Source organism: Streptomyces sp. UG1 (genome assembly GCF_049974585.1).
In the GTDB taxonomy this organism is placed as follows: Bacteria; Actinomycetota; Actinomycetes; order Streptomycetales; family Streptomycetaceae; genus Streptomyces.
This window is the reverse complement of record NZ_JBNGGG010000009.1, coordinates 25,085-42,003: the sequence shown is the minus strand read 5'-3', so window position 1 is coordinate 42,003 and position 16,919 is coordinate 25,085. Positions and strand designations below refer to the sequence as shown.

15 protein-coding genes and 1 pseudogene are annotated in these 16,919 nt (G+C 68.4%); 12 read left to right on the top strand and 4 right to left on the bottom strand.

Features of this window, described 5'->3' with window-relative positions:
- The first annotated feature begins 240 nt into the window (after positions 1 to 240).
- From ACP4J3_RS12120 to ACP4J3_RS12085, 8 genes and pseudogenes are all read left to right on the top strand, one after another.
- Positions 241 to 1,401 (top strand): mandelate racemase/muconate lactonizing enzyme family protein, encoded by a 1,161-nt coding sequence (locus ACP4J3_RS12120; RefSeq protein WP_426533325.1) that lies wholly within the window; start codon positions 241 to 243, stop codon positions 1,399 to 1,401.
- Positions 1,398 to 2,402, top strand: coding sequence for a zinc-dependent alcohol dehydrogenase (locus tag ACP4J3_RS12115; protein ID WP_426533323.1), 1,005 nt, complete (start codon positions 1,398 to 1,400; stop codon positions 2,400 to 2,402). The genes ACP4J3_RS12120 and ACP4J3_RS12115 overlap by 4 nt, the downstream gene beginning before the upstream one ends.
- Before the next feature lie 111 nt (positions 2,403 to 2,513).
- The gene (locus tag ACP4J3_RS12110) at positions 2,514 to 3,476 is read left to right on the top strand and encodes a hypothetical protein (protein ID WP_426533321.1); all 963 of its coding nucleotides are present in this window, start codon (positions 2,514 to 2,516) and stop codon (positions 3,474 to 3,476) included.
- Positions 3,477 to 3,621: 145 nt separating this feature from the next.
- Entirely contained in the window at positions 3,622 to 4,734 is a 1,113-nt protein-coding gene (chvE, locus tag ACP4J3_RS12105) for a multiple monosaccharide ABC transporter substrate-binding protein (protein WP_426533319.1), read from the top strand.
- Between the two features lie 33 nt (positions 4,735 to 4,767).
- Positions 4,768 to 6,318, top strand: a complete 1,551-nt coding sequence (gene mmsA / locus ACP4J3_RS12100; RefSeq protein ID WP_426533317.1) for a multiple monosaccharide ABC transporter ATP-binding protein — start codon at positions 4,768 to 4,770, stop codon at positions 6,316 to 6,318.
- A complete protein-coding gene (gene mmsB / locus ACP4J3_RS12095; RefSeq protein ID WP_426533315.1) occupies positions 6,315 to 7,559 on the top strand; it encodes a multiple monosaccharide ABC transporter permease in 1,245 nt (414 codons plus the stop codon). The genes mmsA and mmsB overlap by 4 nt, the downstream gene beginning before the upstream one ends.
- 53 nt (positions 7,560 to 7,612) lie before the next feature.
- Positions 7,613 to 8,674 (top strand): annotated as a pseudogene (locus tag ACP4J3_RS12090) (aldose epimerase family protein); the annotation flags it as partial.
- Between the two features lie 137 nt (positions 8,675 to 8,811).
- Positions 8,812 to 10,440 carry a pyridoxal phosphate-dependent aminotransferase gene (locus ACP4J3_RS12085; RefSeq protein ID WP_426533313.1) on the top strand — a complete coding sequence of 543 codons (1,629 nt, stop codon included), beginning with the start codon at positions 8,812 to 8,814 and terminating at the stop codon, positions 10,438 to 10,440.
- Between the two features lie 123 nt (positions 10,441 to 10,563).
- On the opposite strand, the gene ACP4J3_RS12080 is transcribed toward ACP4J3_RS12085, so the two are convergent.
- Both ACP4J3_RS12080 and ACP4J3_RS12075 read right to left on the bottom strand, forming a co-directional pair.
- Positions 10,564 to 11,532: an arabinan endo-1,5-alpha-L-arabinosidase gene (locus ACP4J3_RS12080; protein WP_426533311.1), complete on the bottom strand. Its 969-nt coding sequence runs from the start codon at positions 11,530 to 11,532 to the stop codon at positions 10,564 to 10,566.
- Between the two features lie 77 nt (positions 11,533 to 11,609).
- Entirely contained in the window at positions 11,610 to 12,038 is a 429-nt protein-coding gene (locus tag ACP4J3_RS12075) for an ATP-binding protein (protein WP_426533309.1), read from the bottom strand.
- 130 nt (positions 12,039 to 12,168) lie between these two features.
- Here ACP4J3_RS12075 and ACP4J3_RS12070 point away from each other — a divergent pair, with 130 nt between their 5' ends.
- Positions 12,169 to 13,008 (top strand): helix-turn-helix domain-containing protein, encoded by an 840-nt coding sequence (locus ACP4J3_RS12070; protein WP_426533307.1) that lies wholly within the window; start codon positions 12,169 to 12,171, stop codon positions 13,006 to 13,008.
- Positions 13,005 to 13,229, top strand: coding sequence for a DUF397 domain-containing protein (locus ACP4J3_RS12065; RefSeq protein WP_426533305.1), 225 nt, complete (start codon positions 13,005 to 13,007; stop codon positions 13,227 to 13,229). The genes ACP4J3_RS12070 and ACP4J3_RS12065 overlap by 4 nt, the downstream gene beginning before the upstream one ends.
- Here the strand turns inward: ACP4J3_RS12065 and ACP4J3_RS12060 are convergent.
- Entirely contained in the window at positions 13,178 to 14,065 is an 888-nt protein-coding gene (locus ACP4J3_RS12060) for an ArsR/SmtB family transcription factor (protein ID WP_426533303.1), read from the bottom strand. The two genes, ACP4J3_RS12065 and ACP4J3_RS12060, sit on opposite strands and share 52 nt — an antisense overlap.
- 104 nt (positions 14,066 to 14,169) lie before the next feature.
- Complete coding sequence (locus tag ACP4J3_RS12055; protein WP_426533301.1) at positions 14,170 to 14,388, bottom strand: hypothetical protein; 219 nt, start codon at positions 14,386 to 14,388, stop codon at positions 14,170 to 14,172.
- A gap of 154 nt (positions 14,389 to 14,542) precedes the next feature.
- Here ACP4J3_RS12055 and ACP4J3_RS12050 point away from each other — a divergent pair, with 154 nt between their 5' ends.
- Together ACP4J3_RS12050 and ACP4J3_RS12045 are read left to right on the top strand one after the other, a co-directional pair.
- The gene (locus ACP4J3_RS12050; protein WP_426533299.1) at positions 14,543 to 15,001 is read left to right on the top strand and encodes an effector-associated constant component EACC1; all 459 of its coding nucleotides are present in this window, start codon (positions 14,543 to 14,545) and stop codon (positions 14,999 to 15,001) included.
- Positions 14,998 to 16,896 (top strand): caspase, EACC1-associated type, encoded by a 1,899-nt coding sequence (locus tag ACP4J3_RS12045; protein ID WP_426533297.1) that lies wholly within the window; start codon positions 14,998 to 15,000, stop codon positions 16,894 to 16,896. Before ACP4J3_RS12050 ends, ACP4J3_RS12045 begins: the two co-directional genes overlap by 4 nt.
- Positions 16,897 to 16,919 lie beyond the last annotated feature (23 nt).

Here is a 16,919-nt window from a genome sequence, read left to right as displayed (position 1 = left end):
TAAGTTCCGCATCGGTCACGTTCCCGGGCGAGGGTGTGAAAGTTGTGTAGAGGTTCCGCGTTCCGGTATACGGGAGCGGGGACAGCCCGGACCATTCCCCGCCATCCCGGCCATCGCGTCGAAATCGTTGTCGGCTCGACCCATTGACACTCCGACCGCGCCGTCCTTACTGTCGCGTCAGCATTTCGAACGTGTGACGATATTTCGAACAAGTCTGACGAGTACAGGGGAGTAACTACCGTGCGCATCACGGGAATCAGCACGCACGTGGTCGGTACGCCGTGGCGAAACCTGACCTACGTCCAGGTGCACACCGACGAAGGACTCACCGGCGTCGGCGAGACCCGCATGCTGGGCCACACCGACGCGCTGCTCGGCTATCTGCACGAGGCGGAGGTCAACCACATTCTCGGGTCGGACCCGTTCGCTGTCGAGGATCTGGTCCGCCGGATGAAGTACGGCGACTACGGGCGCGCCGGCGAGATCGTGATGTCCGGCATCGCCGTGATCGAGATGGCCTGCTGGGACATCAAGGGCAAGGCCCTGGGCGTCCCCGTCTGGCAGCTCCTCGGCGGCAAGGTCACCGACAAGGTCAAGGCGTACGCCAACGGCTGGTACACCACGGAGCGCACCCCCGAGGCGTACCACAAGGCCGCGCAGGAGGTCATGGCGCGCGGCTACAAGGCCCTCAAGATCGACCCCTTCGGCACCGGACACTTCGAGCTCGACCACGACGAGACCCTCTACTCGGTCTCCCTGATCGAGGCCGTGCGGGACGCCATCGGCCCCGACGCCGAGCTGATGCTGGAGATGCACGGCCGCTTCTCCCCCGCCACCGCCGTACGGCTCGCGCGCGAGCTCGCCCCCTTCAAGCCCGCGTGGCTGGAGGAGCCGGTGCCGCCGGAGAACCTCAAGGCCCTGGAGAAGGTCGCCGCCAAGGTGGACATGCCGGTCGCCACCGGTGAGCGCATCCACGACCGCATCGAGTTCCGCGAGCTGTTCGAGAGCCAGGCCGTCGACATCATCCAGCCGGACGTCGGCCACATCGGCGGTATCTGGGAGACGCGAAAGCTGGCCGCGACCGCCGAGACCCACTACATGCTGGTCGCCCCGCACAACGTCGGCGGCCCGGTGCTGACCGCCGCCTCTCTCCAGGTCGGCTTCACCTCCCCCAACTTCAAGATCCTCGAGCACTTCAACGACTTCGCGGACGCGGAGATCAAGAAGGTCGTCAAGGGCGCTCCGCAGGTGGTCGACGGCTACTTCCACCTCTCCGACGCCCCCGGCCTCGGTGTCGAGCTCGACACCGACGCGGCGGCCGAGTTCCCGCAGCAGCAGGCCCGCTTCGACCTGTGGGCCGAGGGCTGGGAGCGCCGCAAGCCGAAGGGCACCGAGCGGTGAGCACCGCCGTCGTCATCGAGGCGCCGGGCTCGCACCGGCTCGTCCCGCACGAGCCCCGCGATCCCGGACCCGGCGAGGCCCTCGTCGCCGTCCACGCCGTCGGTATCTGCGGCAGCGACCGCGAGGTGTACCAGGGCAACCGGCCCGAGGGGTACGTCCGTTACCCGCTCACGCCCGGCCACGAGTGGTCCGGGACCGTGCGGGCCGTGGGTGCCGGGGTGCCCGAGTCGCTCGTCGGCCGCAAGGTCGTCGGTGAGGGCTTCCGCAACTGCCAGGTCTGCGACCGCTGCCACGCGGGCGAGACGACGCTGTGCACGGCCGGCTACGAGGAGACGGGCTTCACCCAGCCCGGCGCCATGGCCACCACGCTCACCCTGCCGGCCCGGCTGCTCCACGTCCTCCCCGACGACGCCGACCTGACGGCCGCGGCTCTCCTGGAGCCCGCCGCCTGCATCGCCGCCGCCGCGCTCAAGGCGAACGCCCAGCCGGGCGAGCGGGTCGCCGTCGTCGGCACCGGCACCCTCGGCATGTTCGCCGTGCAGTTCCTGAAGGCCGTCTCCCCCGCCGAGCTGCTGGTCGTGGGCACCCGGGGCGACCGGGAGGCGCTGTCCCGGCAGTACGGCGCCACCGACTTCCGCACGAAGGACCAGTTGCTCCCCGACGACCTCGACGTCGTGATCGAGACCGCCGGGTCCGCGGACGCCGCGCGCACCTCCGCCGCCCTGCTCAGACGCGGCGGACGGCTGGTCCTCACGGGCATCCCGGCGCCGGGCGCCGACGGGCTCGACCCGACCGATCTCGTCGTACGGCAGCTGGAGGTGCACACCGTCTTCGGTGCGCCGCCGGACGCCTGGGCGCACACGGTGCGGGTGTTCGGGGCCGGACTGCTCGATCCGCTGCCGCTGGTGACGCACGAGCTGCCGCTCGCCGAGTTCCCCGAGGCGATCGAGCTGGTGGGGTCCGGCGATCCGAAGGTGGGCAAGGTACTGCTCCGCCCCTAGACGTACGCCGGTACGGGGGCAACCTGACGGCTTCCGTACCGGCGTACACCCAAGCCCCCCACGCCCTGAGCCGCGAACTTCGTCCGACATTTCGAACACTAAGGACAGCTTGTGACCGACGCTTCCGCCACGGCAGCCCGTCGACCCGGTGAGCAGGCGCTCGCCGCGCTCGGCCTGGGCGCGCCCGACCTGTCCCCCGCCGACGCCTCGCCGCACACCTTCCCGGGCGGCGGCCGCTGGCGCACCGAGATCCCCTCGTGCGAGGGTCCCGAGGCGCTGGCCGTGGTCCTCAAGGAGGCCTCGCGCCTCGATGTGCCGATCCACCGGATCAGCCAGGGCAGCGGCGTGTGGATGCTCACCGACGCCGAGATCACCGAGATGGTCGAGGCCACCGCCGAGCGCGACATCGAACTCTGCCTGTTCACCGGGCCGCGCGGCACGTGGGACATCGGCGGGTCCACGCGCACCGACTCCAAGGGGGCCGGGCTGCGCGCCCGCGGGCACGACGCCGTCGCCGGGTGCGTCGAGGACGCCGTACGGGCCACGGAGCTGGGCGTCAAGTGCCTGCTCGTCGCCGACGAGGGCGTGCTGTGGACGCTGCACCGGGCGCGGGCCGCCGGGATCATCCCGGCCGACACCACCCTGAAGGTCTCGGCGCTGATCGGTCCGGTCAACCCGGCCGCGTACGCCGTGTACGAGAACCTGGGCGCCGACTCGATCAACGTGCCCAGCGATCTCACGCTCGACCACCTCACCGAGATCCGGCGGGTCTCCGCCGCCCCCATGGACATGTACATCGAGGCCCCCGACGATCTCGGCGGCTATGTACGGATGTACGAGGTCGCCGAGCTGGTCCGGCGCGGCGCACCGATCTACCTGAAGTTCGGCCTGTCCAAGGCGCCCGGTATCTACCCGTACGGCCACCACATGCGGGACCTGACCCTGGCCACCGCCAAGGAGCGGGTGCGGCGCGGCCGGCTCGCCCTGGACCTGCTGGCGCGGCACGGGGCGGACGGTGACATGGCGCCGCTCGGTTCACGACTGCCGGGCGCTCTGACACGGTTCGATCACTAGGCATAACGTTCCAGAAACATCCGCGACAAAAGACGACACAGTCGCGCAGAATCCCACGCATCGCTTCTCGGTCTTTCCGGGCATGATCCTCCGGGCGACTTCGCACTCCAGACCGAGCCCTGCACACACATCAAGGATGATGACCATGCGCAACCGCAGAGCCGCCCTGGCCGCCATAGCCTCCGCCGCCTCCCTCGCCCTGACCCTGTCCGCCTGCGGCCAGAGCAGTGAGGGCGGGAGCGAGGAGAAGGGCGGCGACACCAAGGGCGCCACCATCGGCATCGCGATGCCCACCAAGTCCTCCGAGCGCTGGATCGCCGACGGCAACAACGTCAAGAAGGACCTGGAGTCCAAGGGCTACAAGACCACGCTGGTCTACGGCGAGGACGACCCGGACCAGCAGGTCTCGCAGATCGAGAACCTGATCACCCAGGGTGTGAAGGCGCTGATCGTCGCGGCCATCGACAACAAGTCGATGAACAACGTGCTCCAGCAGGCCAAGGAAGCCGACATCCCGGTCATCTCGTACGACCGCCTGATCCTCGGCACCGAGAACGTCGACTACTACGCGTCGTTCGACAACGAGAAGGTCGGCGAGCTCCAGGGCACCTACATCGTCGAGAAGCTGGGCCTGAAGGACGGCTCCAAGAAGGGCCCGTTCAACATCGAGCTGTTCGCCGGCTCCAACGACGACAACAACACCCGCTACTTCTTCCAGGGCGCGATGAACGTCCTGCAGCCGTACATCGACAAGAAGCAGCTCGTCGTCAAGTCCGGCCAGACCAAGCTCAACCAGGTCACCACCCTGCGCTGGGACGGCGGCACCGCCCAGAAGCGCATGGACGACATCCTGACCGGGTCCTACCGCAGCGACCGGGTCGACGCGGTGCTGTCGCCGTACGACGGCATCTCCATCGGCATCCTGTCGGCGCTGAAGTCGGACAGCTACGGCACCAAGAGCAAGCCGCTGCCGATCGTCACCGGCCAGGACGCCGAGGTCGCCTCGGTGAAGTCGATCATCGCCGACCAGCAGTCGATGACCGTCTACAAGGACACCCGTGAGCTCGCCAAGGTGGCCTCGAACATGGTCGACGCGGTGCTGAACGACAAGAAGCCCGAGGTCAACGACACCAAGACCTACGACAACGGCGCCAAGGTCGTCCCGGCGTACCTGCTGGAGCCGGTCAGCGTCGACAAGACGAACTACAAGGAGACGGTCGTCGACTCCGGCTACATCAAGGAAAGCGACCTCAACTAACCGCCGGCTCCTAACTGATTGGAAGGCACGACCATGGCGGGACCCGTCCTGGAAATGCGCTCGATCGTCAAGACCTTTCCCGGCGTCAAAGCGCTGTCGGACGTCACGCTGACCGTCCAGCAGGGCGAGGTCCACGCCATCTGCGGGGAGAACGGCGCCGGCAAGTCGACCTTGATGAAGGTCCTCTCCGGCGTCCACCCGCACGGCACGTACGAGGGCGAGATCCTCTTCGAGGGAGACGTCTGCGAGTTCAAGGACATCCGCGCGAGCGAGCAGCACGGCATCGTCATCATCCACCAGGAACTGGCGCTGTCGCCCTACCTCTCCCTCGCGGAGAACATCTTCCTCGGCAATGAGCACGCCAAGAGCGGGTTCATCGACTGGCGGGAGACCCTGCGGCACGCCACCGAGCTGCTGAAGCGGGTCGGGCTGAGCGATCACCCCGACACCCGCGTCGCCGACATCGGCGTGGGCAAGCAGCAGCTCGTGGAGATCGCGAAGGCGCTGTCGAAGAAGGTGAAGCTGCTCATCCTGGATGAGCCGACCGCGGCCCTGAACGACGAGGACAGCGGCAAACTCCTGGATCTGATCCTGGAGTTGAAGAAGCAGGGCATCACCTCGATCATCATCTCCCACAAGCTCAACGAGATCCGCAAGGTCGCCGACTCGGTGACGATCCTCCGCGACGGGCGGACCATCGAGACCCTCGATGTGAAGGCGCCGGAGACCACCGAGGACCGGATCATCAGCGGCATGGTCGGCCGGGACCTGGAGCACCGCTTCCCCGAGCGCACCCCGCACGAGCCGGAGGAGGGCGCCCACCCGGCCCTCGAGATCCGCAACTGGACCGTGCACCACCCGATCGACCAGCAGCGCAAGGTCGTCGACGATGTGTCGATCGAGGTGCGGCGCGGCGAGATCGTCGGCATCGCGGGTCTGATGGGCGCCGGCCGCACCGAGCTGGCGATGAGCGTCTTCGGGCGGACGTACGGCCGCCACGCGGGCGGCACGGTCGTCAAGGACGGCACGGAGATCCGTACCAAGTCCGTCGCCGAGGCGGTCAAGCACGGCATCGCGTATGTCACCGAGGACCGCAAGCACTACGGCCTCAACCTCATCGACACCATCAACCGCAATATCTCACTCAGCGCGCTGGGCAAGGTCGCCAAGCGGGGCGTGGTCGACGAGCACGAGGAGCGGCAGGTCGCCGAGGGCTTCCGCAAATCCATGAACATCAAGGCGCCGACCGTCTTCGAGCCGGTGGGCAAGCTCTCCGGCGGCAACCAGCAGAAGGTCGTCCTCAGCAAGTGGATCTTCGCGGGTCCCGATGTGCTGATCCTGGACGAGCCGACGCGCGGCATCGACGTCGGCGCCAAGTACGAGATCTACACGGTCATCGATCAGTTGGCCGCCCAAGGCAAGGCGGTCGTCTTCATCTCCTCCGAGCTGCCGGAGCTGCTCGGTATGTGTGACCGCATCTACACGATGGCCGCGGGACGGCTGACCGGTGAGTTCTCGCGGGCCGAGGCCTCGCAGGAATCGCTGATGCGTCAGATGACGAAGGACAAAGAGGTAACCCGATGAGCACGGATGTGACCGCCAAGAGCCCGGCCCCCGCGCCGCCGGGGAAGAGCGGAGGGGCCGCGGGCGACGGTCTGCTCCAGCTTGTGCTGGAGGGCCTGCGCCGCAACATGCGCCAGTACGGCATGCTGATCGCGCTCGGCCTGATCGTGGCGCTGTTCGCCGTGTGGACCGACGGCGACCTGCTGCTGCCGCGCAACGTCTCCAACCTGGTGCTCCAGAACAGCTACATCCTCATCCTCGCGATGGGCATGATGCTGGTGATCATCGCGGGCCATATCGACCTGTCGGTCGGCTCGCTGACGGCGTTCATCGGATCGATGGCGGCCGTGTTCATGGTCAGGAACGACCTGCCATGGCCGGTCGCCGTCATCCTCTGCCTGGCGGTGGGCGCGATCGCGGGCGCCATCCAAGGGTTCTTCATCGCATACGGCGGCATACCATCGTTCATCGTGACCCTCGCGGGCATGCTGATCTGGCGCGGCCTGACCGAGATCTTCCTGGAGGGCCAGACCCTCGGCCCGTTCCCGAAGGGTCTGCAGAAGGTCTCCAACGGCTTCCTGCCCGAGGTCGGTCCGAACACGAACTACCACAACCTCACCCTGTTGCTCGGCTTCGCGCTGATCGCGTTCGTGGTCTTCCAGGAGTTTCGCGACCGCCGCCGCCAGCAGGAGTTCTCCCTCGAGGTTCCGCCCTTCAACCTGTTCCTGCTGAAGCTGGTCGCGCTCGGCGCCGCCATCCTCACGCTGACGCTGCTGCTGGCCAGCTACAAGGGCGCCCCGATCGTGCTGCTCATCCTGGGCGTGCTGCTCGTCGGCTTCGGCTACGTGATGCGCAACGCGATCATCGGCCGCCACATCTACGCGATCGGCGGCAACCTGCCCGCGGCCAAGCTGTCGGGTGTGAAGGACAAGAAGGTCACCTTCCTGGTCTTCCTGAACATGGGCATGCTCGCCGCGCTGGCGGGTCTGGTCTTCGCCGCCCGCTTCAACGCGGCCTCTCCCAAGGCCGGCCTCAACTTCGAGCTGGAGGCCATCGCGGCCTCGTTCATCGGCGGCGCGTCGATGAGCGGCGGCGTCGGCACGGTCCTCGGCGCGATCATCGGTGGCCTGGTCCTGGGCGTGCTGAACAACGGCATGAACCTCGTCGGCATCGGCACCGACTGGCAGCAGGTCATCAAGGGCATGGTGCTGCTGGCCGCGGTCGGATTCGACGTCTGGAACAAGCGCAAGGTCGGTAGCTGACAGCACCGGAAGGGGGGCCTCGCCGAAAGGCGGGGCCCCCTTCGTGCGAGAAGGGCGGGGAGCAACCCGTGAAGGAACTCTTCGGCAGGCTCGCCGACGGCACGGAGATCCACAGCTGGTCGCTGGCCAACGGCGGCACCCGTATGAAGGTCCTCTCCTACGGCGGCATCGTGCAGTCCCTGGAGATCCCGGACCGGCGTGGCCACTACGCCAACGTCTGCCTGGGCTTCGACAACATCGAGGACTACGTCACCGACAGCCCCTACTTCGGCGCGCTGATCGGCCGCTACGGCAACCGCATCGGCAAGGGCGAGTTCACCCTGGACGGCAAGTCCTACCAGGTCGACGTCAACGACGGCGAGAACGGCCTGCACGGCGGCGCCAAGGGCTTCGACAAGCGGGTGTGGGACGTCGAGCCGTTCACCAAGGGCTCCGACGTCGGCCTGCGCCTGTACTGCACCTCCGTCGACGGCGAGATGGGCTACCCGGGCACGCTCAAGGTGAAGGTGACGTACACCCTCACCAAGCACGGCGACTGGCGCATCGACTACGAGGCCACCACCGACAAGGCCACCGTCGTCAACCTCACCAGCCACGTGTACTGGAACCTCGCCGGCGAGGGCAGCGGCACGATCGAGAACCACGAGCTGAAGATCGCCGCCTCCCGCTACACCCCGGTCGACCCGGGCCTCATCCCCACCGGTGAGCCGGCCCCGGTCGCGGACACCCCGTTCGACTTCCGCCGCTCCAAGGCGATCGGCGAGAACCTCCGCGGGACGCACCAGCAACTGCTGTACGCCAAGGGCATCGACCACAACTGGGTGCTCGACAAGGGCATCTCGCCGAAGCCCGAGTGGATCGCCACGCTGAAGGACCCCTCCTCCGGACGCACCCTGCGGATGGCGACCACGGAGCCGGGTCTGCAGTTCTACTCCGGCAACTTCCTCGACGGCACGCTGGTCGGCCCGAGCGGACGGATCTACCGGCAGGGTGACGCGCTGTGCCTGGAGACGCAGCACTTCCCGGACTCGCCGAACCAGCCGTCGTTCCCGTCGACGGTGCTGCGGCCGGGGCAGACGTACCGCTCGACGACGGTCCACTCGTTCAGCCGATAGCTTCATACTTCTGTCACATCTATTGAACGAGGTACCTCCAGCCTCCGTATGTAAGGACGGCCCGCGCTCCCCCGCGCGGGCCACCCAAGACGACGGGCCCGATCGTCCCCACCGGGCCCGCCCCATACGGAGGTTCCATGGCCGACAACGTCACCTCGCTGTTCCGCAGCACCGCGGCACACAGCCCGTCGATGGCGGCGCTGACGCGGGAGGGCGGCGACGGGGCCGGTCCGGTCGACTTCTGCATCCCCTGCAATCCGTACTTCCCGACCCCGGAGATGTTCCAGGAGATGGCGGGGAAGCTGCGGGACATCATCACCTTCTACCCGAGCAGCGCCGACACGATCACGGCCGAACTGTGCAGCCTGCTCCAGCTTCCGCCGCAGTGCGTGGCGATGGGCAACGGCTCCACGGAGCTGATCACCTGGATCGACCACCTGATGGTCCGGGAGTCCCTCGCCGTCCCCGTCCCCACCTTCGGCCGCTGGACCGACCAGCCGATGGAGACCGGCAAGCGGGTCGACATGTTCCCGCTCCAGGAGTCCAGCGGATTCGCCCTGGACCTCGCCCAGTACGCCGAGTTCATCCGGGCCAGGGGGACCCGGGTGGCGGTCATCTGCAACCCGAACAACCCCGACGGCGGCTACCTCCACAAGCACGCGCTGGTGCAGTTCATGGACGCGATGGCCGACCTGGACCTGGTCATCATCGACGAGTCGTTCCTCGAGTTCGCCGACGCCGAGCAGGAACCGTCGGTCGTCCAGGAGGCGATGCTCCGCCCGAACGTCATCGTCCTGCGCAGCCTCGGCAAGAACTTCGGCCTGCACGGCATCCGCTTCGGCTACCTCGTCGCCAACCCCGCGCTGGCCGGCATGGTCCGCTCCATGCTGCCGAAGTGGAACCTCAACGCCTTCGCCGAGCACGTGGTGTTCATGCTGAAGGAGCACGGCCCCGAGTACGCGCAGAGCCTTCAGCAGGTGCGCCGGGACCGCCTCGACATGGCGAGCCATCTGGCCCAGCTGCCCGGCCTGACGGTCTACCCGTCGCAGGGCAACTTCCTCTTCGTGCGCCTCCCCGTGGGCGCGGAAGGCACCGTGGTCCGCGACCGGCTGCTCACCGAGCACCGGATCCTGGTCCGCGAGTGCGGCAACAAGATCGGTTCGTCCAGCCGCTTCCTGCGACTCGTGGTGCGCCCCCAGGTGGACGTGCGTCGCCTGGTGTCCGGCCTGGAACAGGTGCTCTACGGGACCAGGAGGGGAGCCGCCGTACCCGAGCTCGGTACAGGGACCAACTACAGCTCGGGTACGGCGGCCGTGGACCGGTTGGTCAGCTCCACCAACGGCGCCGGGGTCCAGGGTCTTGCCGCTCAGGCCGTGGGCGCGGGAATGCCTGCGGCTGCGGCGCCTCAGCCGCAGGGGGCTCCGCAGGGGACCGGGGTGCCCATGCCGACGCCGGCTCCTGTGGCCCCGATGCCGGCGCCGGCGCCGGTTGCTCCGATGCCGGCGCCTGCGCCTGCCGCGCCTGCCGCCGCCGCTCCTGCGCCCGCCCCGGCCCCTCCGGCACCGATGCCGTTCCCGTCGCCGGTGGCGCCGGCTGCGGCGGTGGTGCCGCCGCCCAGTCCCACGCCGCCCGGAGTGCCGGCCCGTGGAGGGCTTACGGCCGCGCAGGTGCGGGGTACCACCGGGCCGGGGTTGTCTCCGGCGCCGGCTACTGGGTGGCCCAATGCGCAGAGTTGGCCCAATGCGGCCGGGATGCAGGCCGGGTAGCGCCTATTCGCCGTGGGGGGGTGAGGGACTTGTGCGGCTGCGGGTTCGTTGTGGCTTGTCGCGCCCACGCGGCGGAGCCGCATATCGATACAGCCCCGCGCCCCTGGGGGCGTTACAGCTGGGTCAGTAGGCGACGGGCCATCCGCTGCTCCAGTTCAGAAGGTTGATGCCCAGCTTGGGTGTGCCGTTGTCGTTGCCGTCGTAGTAGTGGTAGACGATCAGGTCGCCGTCGACGTCGTTCATGATCGACTGGCCGCCGGGGCCGATGACGCTGCCGTGGGACTCGAGAACGGGCGTCCCACCGTTGTTCATCATCGAGACGCCGTTCCTGTCGCGGTACGGCCCGGTGACGCTGGTGGCGCGGCCGACCTTCACCTTGTAGGTGGAGCTGGTGCCGGCGCAGCAGGTGTCGTAGGAGGCGAAGAGGTAGTAGTAGCTGCCGCGTTTCACGATGTACGGAGCCTCGACGGCGTTGGGACCGGTCCCGCGGGAGGCGAGCGAGTACCGCGTGGTGTTGGAGGAGAGCTGTTTCCCGGTGGACGGGTTGATCTGGATCATCTTGATCCCGGTCCAAAAACTGCCGAAGGACAGCCACCACTTGCCGTCGCCGTCGACGAAGAGGTTCGGGTCGATGGCGTTGTAGTCGCTGGACGAGCTCGACGTGTAGACGGTGCCCTGGTCGGTCCAGCTGCCCGGCTGCCCGGTGCTGGAGGTGGCGAGCCCGATGGCCGAGGTGTTCGAGCGGAACTTCGAGACGGAGTAGTACATCAGGTACTTGCCGCCGTGGTACGAGATATCCGGCGCCCAGGCCTCCGGCACGGAGGAGTAGTTCCGCCACCAGCCCGGACGGCTCCCGAAGGCGTCGGCGCCCGCGCTGAACGCGGTGCGGTCGGACGACGTCTTGCTGGCGATGCCGCCGCCGGTGGCGTACAGCAGGTACTGGCCGGACGAGGTGCGCAGCATCGTCGGGTCGTGGGTGACGACGGAGCCGGTGACCCGGCCGGGGTTGGGGTAGGCCGACGCCGAGGACGGGATGAGGGCGAGGAGAGCGGCGGCGGGGAGGGCGAGAAGAGCGGTGCGCTTGCGGCTCATGGGGGGACGCTCCTGTTCTGTATGTCGAACAACGATCGCCACTTCGGACGGGACCGTAGAATCGAACACCTTGCGCGTCAATGGTTCGCGCAGCCCCGCAGGTCCACTTCCGCACGGACCGTCTTGCCGGGAGCCGGGTCCCGGTCCAGCACCTCCCACCGGGAGGCCAGCGCCTCGACGAGCACGAGTCCACGGCCGTGTTCATCGAGGGGATGCGCAGGCCGTACGTCACCTGGCTTCGGTGGACGCTGTTCGGTGAGGGTGTCGCTGACCTCGATCCGGACGCTGCCCGTGGGCCGGGACAGCCGCAGCTCGAAGTCCCGCCCGGGAACGCGGCCATGGGTGACGGCGTTGGCGGCGAGTTCCGCGACGATCACGGCGACGGCCTCGGAGACGCCACTGCCGTACGGGATGCCCCACGCCTGGAGCTGGGTCAGGGTGAGGTGCCGGGCGAGGCGGGCGCCGCGGGGAGTTGCGCTGAGGCGCTGGGTGAGCGGTACTGGCATGCGCTCAATCTGGCGGCTGTGGAGGGTGGTTCACCAGGTGAGTGCCGCGTACGGTGCGGGAGCGTACGCGGTTACGCGCTGGACAGTACGCGTGACTGACCGTGACCATGTGCGCGGGAGGTGACCTACCGTGGTCGATGGTACGGGTGCGGGTACGTGCGGTGAGCCGGAGTCCTCGGACAGTATGCGGACGTTCGGGGCGGTTGCACAGGCCCTGCGGGAGCATGTGGGGCTGAGCCGGGAGGAGTTCGGAAACCTGGTGGGGCTGTCGAAACATACGGTGACCTCGCTGGAGTTGGGGCGGCGGATGCCGGATCCGACGTTCGCGGATCGGGCGGAGCCGGTGCTGGGGAATACGGGGGCCTTGCGGAAGGCGGCTCGGCATCTGGCCCGGCAGCCGGGGTTGGCGGCGTGGTTTCGGCGGTGGGCGAAGCTGGAGCAGGCCGCGATCACGTTGTGCACGTACGAGTGCCGGTTGATTCCAGGGCTGTTGCAGACAGAGGCGTACGCTCGCCAACTGTTCGACGATGAGTTGCCCCCGCTGACCGACGAGCAGATCGAAGCCCAGTGGGAAGCGCGAGCGGAACGACAGCGGCTGCTCCGGGAACGGCCGAACACCGAGTTCAGCTTCATCCTCGAGGAGCACCTGTTCCTGAGGCACACGGGCGGTGCGCAGGTCGCACGGGCGCTCATCGATCACGTACTGGAGATCTGCGCCGTGCGGAACGTCGAGATCCAGATCATGCCGGTGATGCGGGAATCCCATGCCGGGCTGCACGGACCCATGCAGTTGCTGGAGACTCCCGAGAACAAGTGGTTCGCGTACATCGAGGGGCCGGAATGCGGCCAGCTCATCTCGGACCCAAAGGTGGTGGGCATCCTCCAGAGGCGATATGCCAGGATGCGTGCGCAGGCTCTCTCTCCCGAAGACTCCGTGAGCCTGTTGCAGCGGTTGCGAGGAGACCTATGAGCACCAGCGAATTTACTTGGTTCAAGTCCAGCTACAGCAGCAGCGGTTCGGGCGACTGCGTCGAGGTAGCCACCTGCCCCCACACCATCCACGTCCGGGACTCCAAGACCCCGGACGAGCATCAGCTTGCGTTCTCGCCGGAGTCCTGGGGGGCGTTCGTCTCATCGGTTCACGCCCAACGCCGGTCCAGCAAAGCCAGCCCCAGCGGCGTCACCGTGTGAAGCACGGCCGGCCTCGCGCAGGATGTTGTCACTCCGTGGTCCGCGACGGATTCCAGGATCCCGGCGCGGGTGCTGCCCAGGAGGGCGTTCAGGGAGGACGTCCCGGGCGTGACGCTCAGGGGCGTCTCGTGGGTCATCGGGTAGACGACAACGCAGGGCAGGGAAGGGTCCCGTAAGAGCGTCGGCTTGCGCCGGCAGAAGTAGGACGGGAGTACGAGGAGCCCGCGTCCGTCGAGGTGAACGTCTCGGTCGATGCCCAGGCCGGCGACCTCCAGGACCGGCTTGCGCCAGACGAGGCCGGGATGGAGCGTGTTCAGCAGGCCGCCGAGGTCGCCTTGGGCCAAGGCCCTGCTGTGCGCGGCGCGTTCGGCCTCGAAGCGGGTGCGGATACGGCCCCACCAGGGGGCCGGCGCGGTCGCGAAGTAGCTCCGGAACAGGCGTGCCAGATGTGTGACCGCGCCCTTGTCCCCCTCCGCCAGCGACCTCGCCCAAGACGGCAGTCGGCGGCCGCTGTGGGCCAGTTCCAGAAGGTCGCGGCGGAGACGCTGCCGTGGGGTCGACAGCAGGGCGCCGATCCCGGCGTCCAGGCCGCCCGTGCCGGCCGCCGGGGTGAGGAAGTCCGCCGAGTAGCCGACGGGCGGCGCGAGCCGTAGCAACGAGCCCACTGGAGCCGTCAGTTCACAGCGCACCGCGTGCCGCCAGCCGCCGAAGACGACAGACGCGGTGTCCGTCTGGAGCGTGTGCATGCTGAGCAGCGCCTCCCACATGGGGTCGGGAGCCTGTGCCAGCCTGGTCTGAGCAAGGTCGTCGTCGGTGAAGTGAATGCGTACCGGCATATGAGTCATCCCCGTTCGGTACGTCGGTACCGTCACTCACATGCTGGGCGGTTCCGCCTCTCCTGCCATCCTCAGAAGTCATTGGGGCCCCACCCCGGCCGCCGTCAACGGATGGCACGCAGAGCGACACCCCGTCGCACGGCCACGCGGACGGGGAGTTCGAGGTGTCCTCGGCAGGCGTCCTCAGCACTCCCTGACCGAGGTGACGTGGTCGCGGATGTGCGCAGCCAGGTCAGGGCCTGGCCGTCCAGGATCACCTGGAGCTCCCCCTCGTAGCCGGCGTCCCGGTACAGGCACCAGTCGTCGCCCGCCCCGCCGCGCACGCGCCTTCGATCTGAGTCGAATCGAGACGCGCACAGCCCCAACCGCCCCGGTGACCGTATGCTTGTTCTTGGGTCAACATCCCTGTGGCAGACGGGGCGTTGACACCGGAACCGATCCATCGTGGCCCGACCCGGCAGGGGGCGTAGGAAGGGCATGGACGTCAGACTCCGGCTGCCCGACGATCCGTACGGCGATGAAACCAAGCAGCTCTACGACTGGTTGATCCGCGACCGCGAACTCCACCTCGACGCGGACATTTCCCTGCGTCCGGCGGCCGGGGAAACCGCAAGACCGGAGCCGGGCTCCGAGCCCGGCACCAGCATGGGCGACACCCTCGACATCGTGCAGTTCATCGTGGACTCGGGATTCCAGCTGCTCTCCCTGGGCATCGCCGTGGCCGCCTGGCACAAGGCCCGGCGGCCACGGTCACCCCTGGTCGTCGAGCGGGGTCGCTTCCGTGCCGAGTTGCCGGCCGGCGCCACCGAAGAGCAGATCAACGCCTTCCTGCGGGCCCTGGAGAATGAGGACAGCACAGGCGGTACGGGCAGCCCGGCGCCCGGCCCGGACGACGACTCCGAGAACTCCCGGGCTCCCGAAAGCGACGACCAGTGACCGAGGCACCGACATCGGCTCCGGCGCCGGCGCTACCCGACCCCGGTGCCTCCGCCGCCGTCCTCATCGGCGTCAGCGCCTACCAGCACATGTCGCGGCTGCCGACGGTGGCGAACAACCTCACCCGGCTCAGGGAGGTGCTGACCGACCGGGAGATCTGGGGCCTGCCCGCAGAGCGCTGCCACGTGGTGACCGACCCGGTGTCGTCGAAGGCGTTGATCGGCCCGGTCATCACGGCGGCCAAGCAGGCCCGCGACCTGTTGATCGTCTACTACGCCGGGCACGGCTTCGTCGACCACCACGGCGCCTTCCACCTCACCGTCGTCGACTCGGAGGACGGCGAGCAGCACACGGCGGTCCCGTACGACTGGCTGCGCGACGCGCTGCTGAAGCACGACCGCGCCCGGCGCCGCGTCATCATCCTGGACTGCTGCTACAGCGGGCGGGCGCTCGGAGGCATGGCCGAGAGGGTGACGCCGCTGCGGACGGCGGCGGGAGTGAAGGGCAGCTATGTGCTCACCTCCGCCGCGGAGAACGTCAAGGCCCTGGCTCCGGCAAAGGAGGAGTGCACGGCCTTCTCGGGAGAGCTCGTCCGTGTGTTGCGGTACGGCGTCCCCGCCGAGGGCGGCGGCGTGCCGGAAGCCTACCTGAGCCTGGACACGATTTACGACGAGGTCCGCAACTCGCTGCAGGAAAAGGGCAGACCCACACCACAGCAGCAGGACCGCGGCCGGATCGGCCAGTTCCCCTTCGTCCGCAACACGGCCCGCCCGGCACCCGACCCGCCGCGGCGTCGGAGGAGGGGGCGCGTCGTGGCCGTCGCGGCGGGTGCCCTGCTGGCGACCACCGCCGCGACCTCCCCGATCTGGTGGCCCACGGGCGGCACCCCGTCCGACCGCTGCTCGCCGCGGGCGGCCCTGCTCGGGTTCTCCGACAGTCTGAACAAGACAAAATTCCGGGGGAAGAAGATCAACGGCCTGTCCTCCCTCGCCCTGGTCCCCGGTTCGTCGGACGTGCTGACACTGGCCGACAACTCGCCGCCGATCCTGTACCGCCTCGCGCTGGGCGAGACGGGCGGGAAGCCTGAACCCGAGGTCACGGCGATGACGGAGCTGCTCAGGGCCGACGGCAGCCGCTACGGCAAGGATGACTTCGACGGTGAGGCCATCGCCTTGGAAGACGGCGGAAAGACCGTCCTGGTGGCGGACGAGTCCCGTCCGTCGATCGGCCGCTACAACCGCGCGACCGGTCGGCTCGAGGACGAACTCCCGGTACCGGCACGCTTCTCCGAGGAAGGCATCGCCAACGCGATCTTCGAGTCGATGGCCCTCACCCCGGACGGCAGGTACCTGTACGTGGGCCTGGAGGATCCGTTCCGACGCGACGGATCCAAGCAGGGCCGCAACCTGATCCGCATCCTGCGCTACACGCGAGGTCCGGACGGCGCGTACGCCGTCGACCGCCAGATCGCCTACGAAACGGGCTCGGGCATGCGGCTCGCAGAACTCGCGGCGGTGGGTGACGGGGACCGCTTCCTGGCCCTGGAACGCGACTACACCGAGCGCCAGGGCAACACCGTCCGCGTCTTCGAGGTCTCGTTCGCCAATCTGCCGGACGTGAGCGGCATCGAGTCCCTCACGTCCGCGCAGGACACCGCTTTCGTCCGCAAGACCGAACTGGTCGACATCGGCGCATGCCCGCCCTCCGACGCCCCGGCGAAGCAGCCGCAGACCAACCCCCTGCTGGACAACATCGAGGGCATGGCCCTCGGCCCGCCGCTGACGGAGGGCGAGTACCAGGGCCGGCGCCCGCTGTACCTGGTCACGGACGACAACGACAACGCCGTGCAGATCACTCGGTTCTACGCCCTGGCGGTCGCCCTCACCCCCGAGTGAAAGGGCCGCCCGCTTGGCGGGCG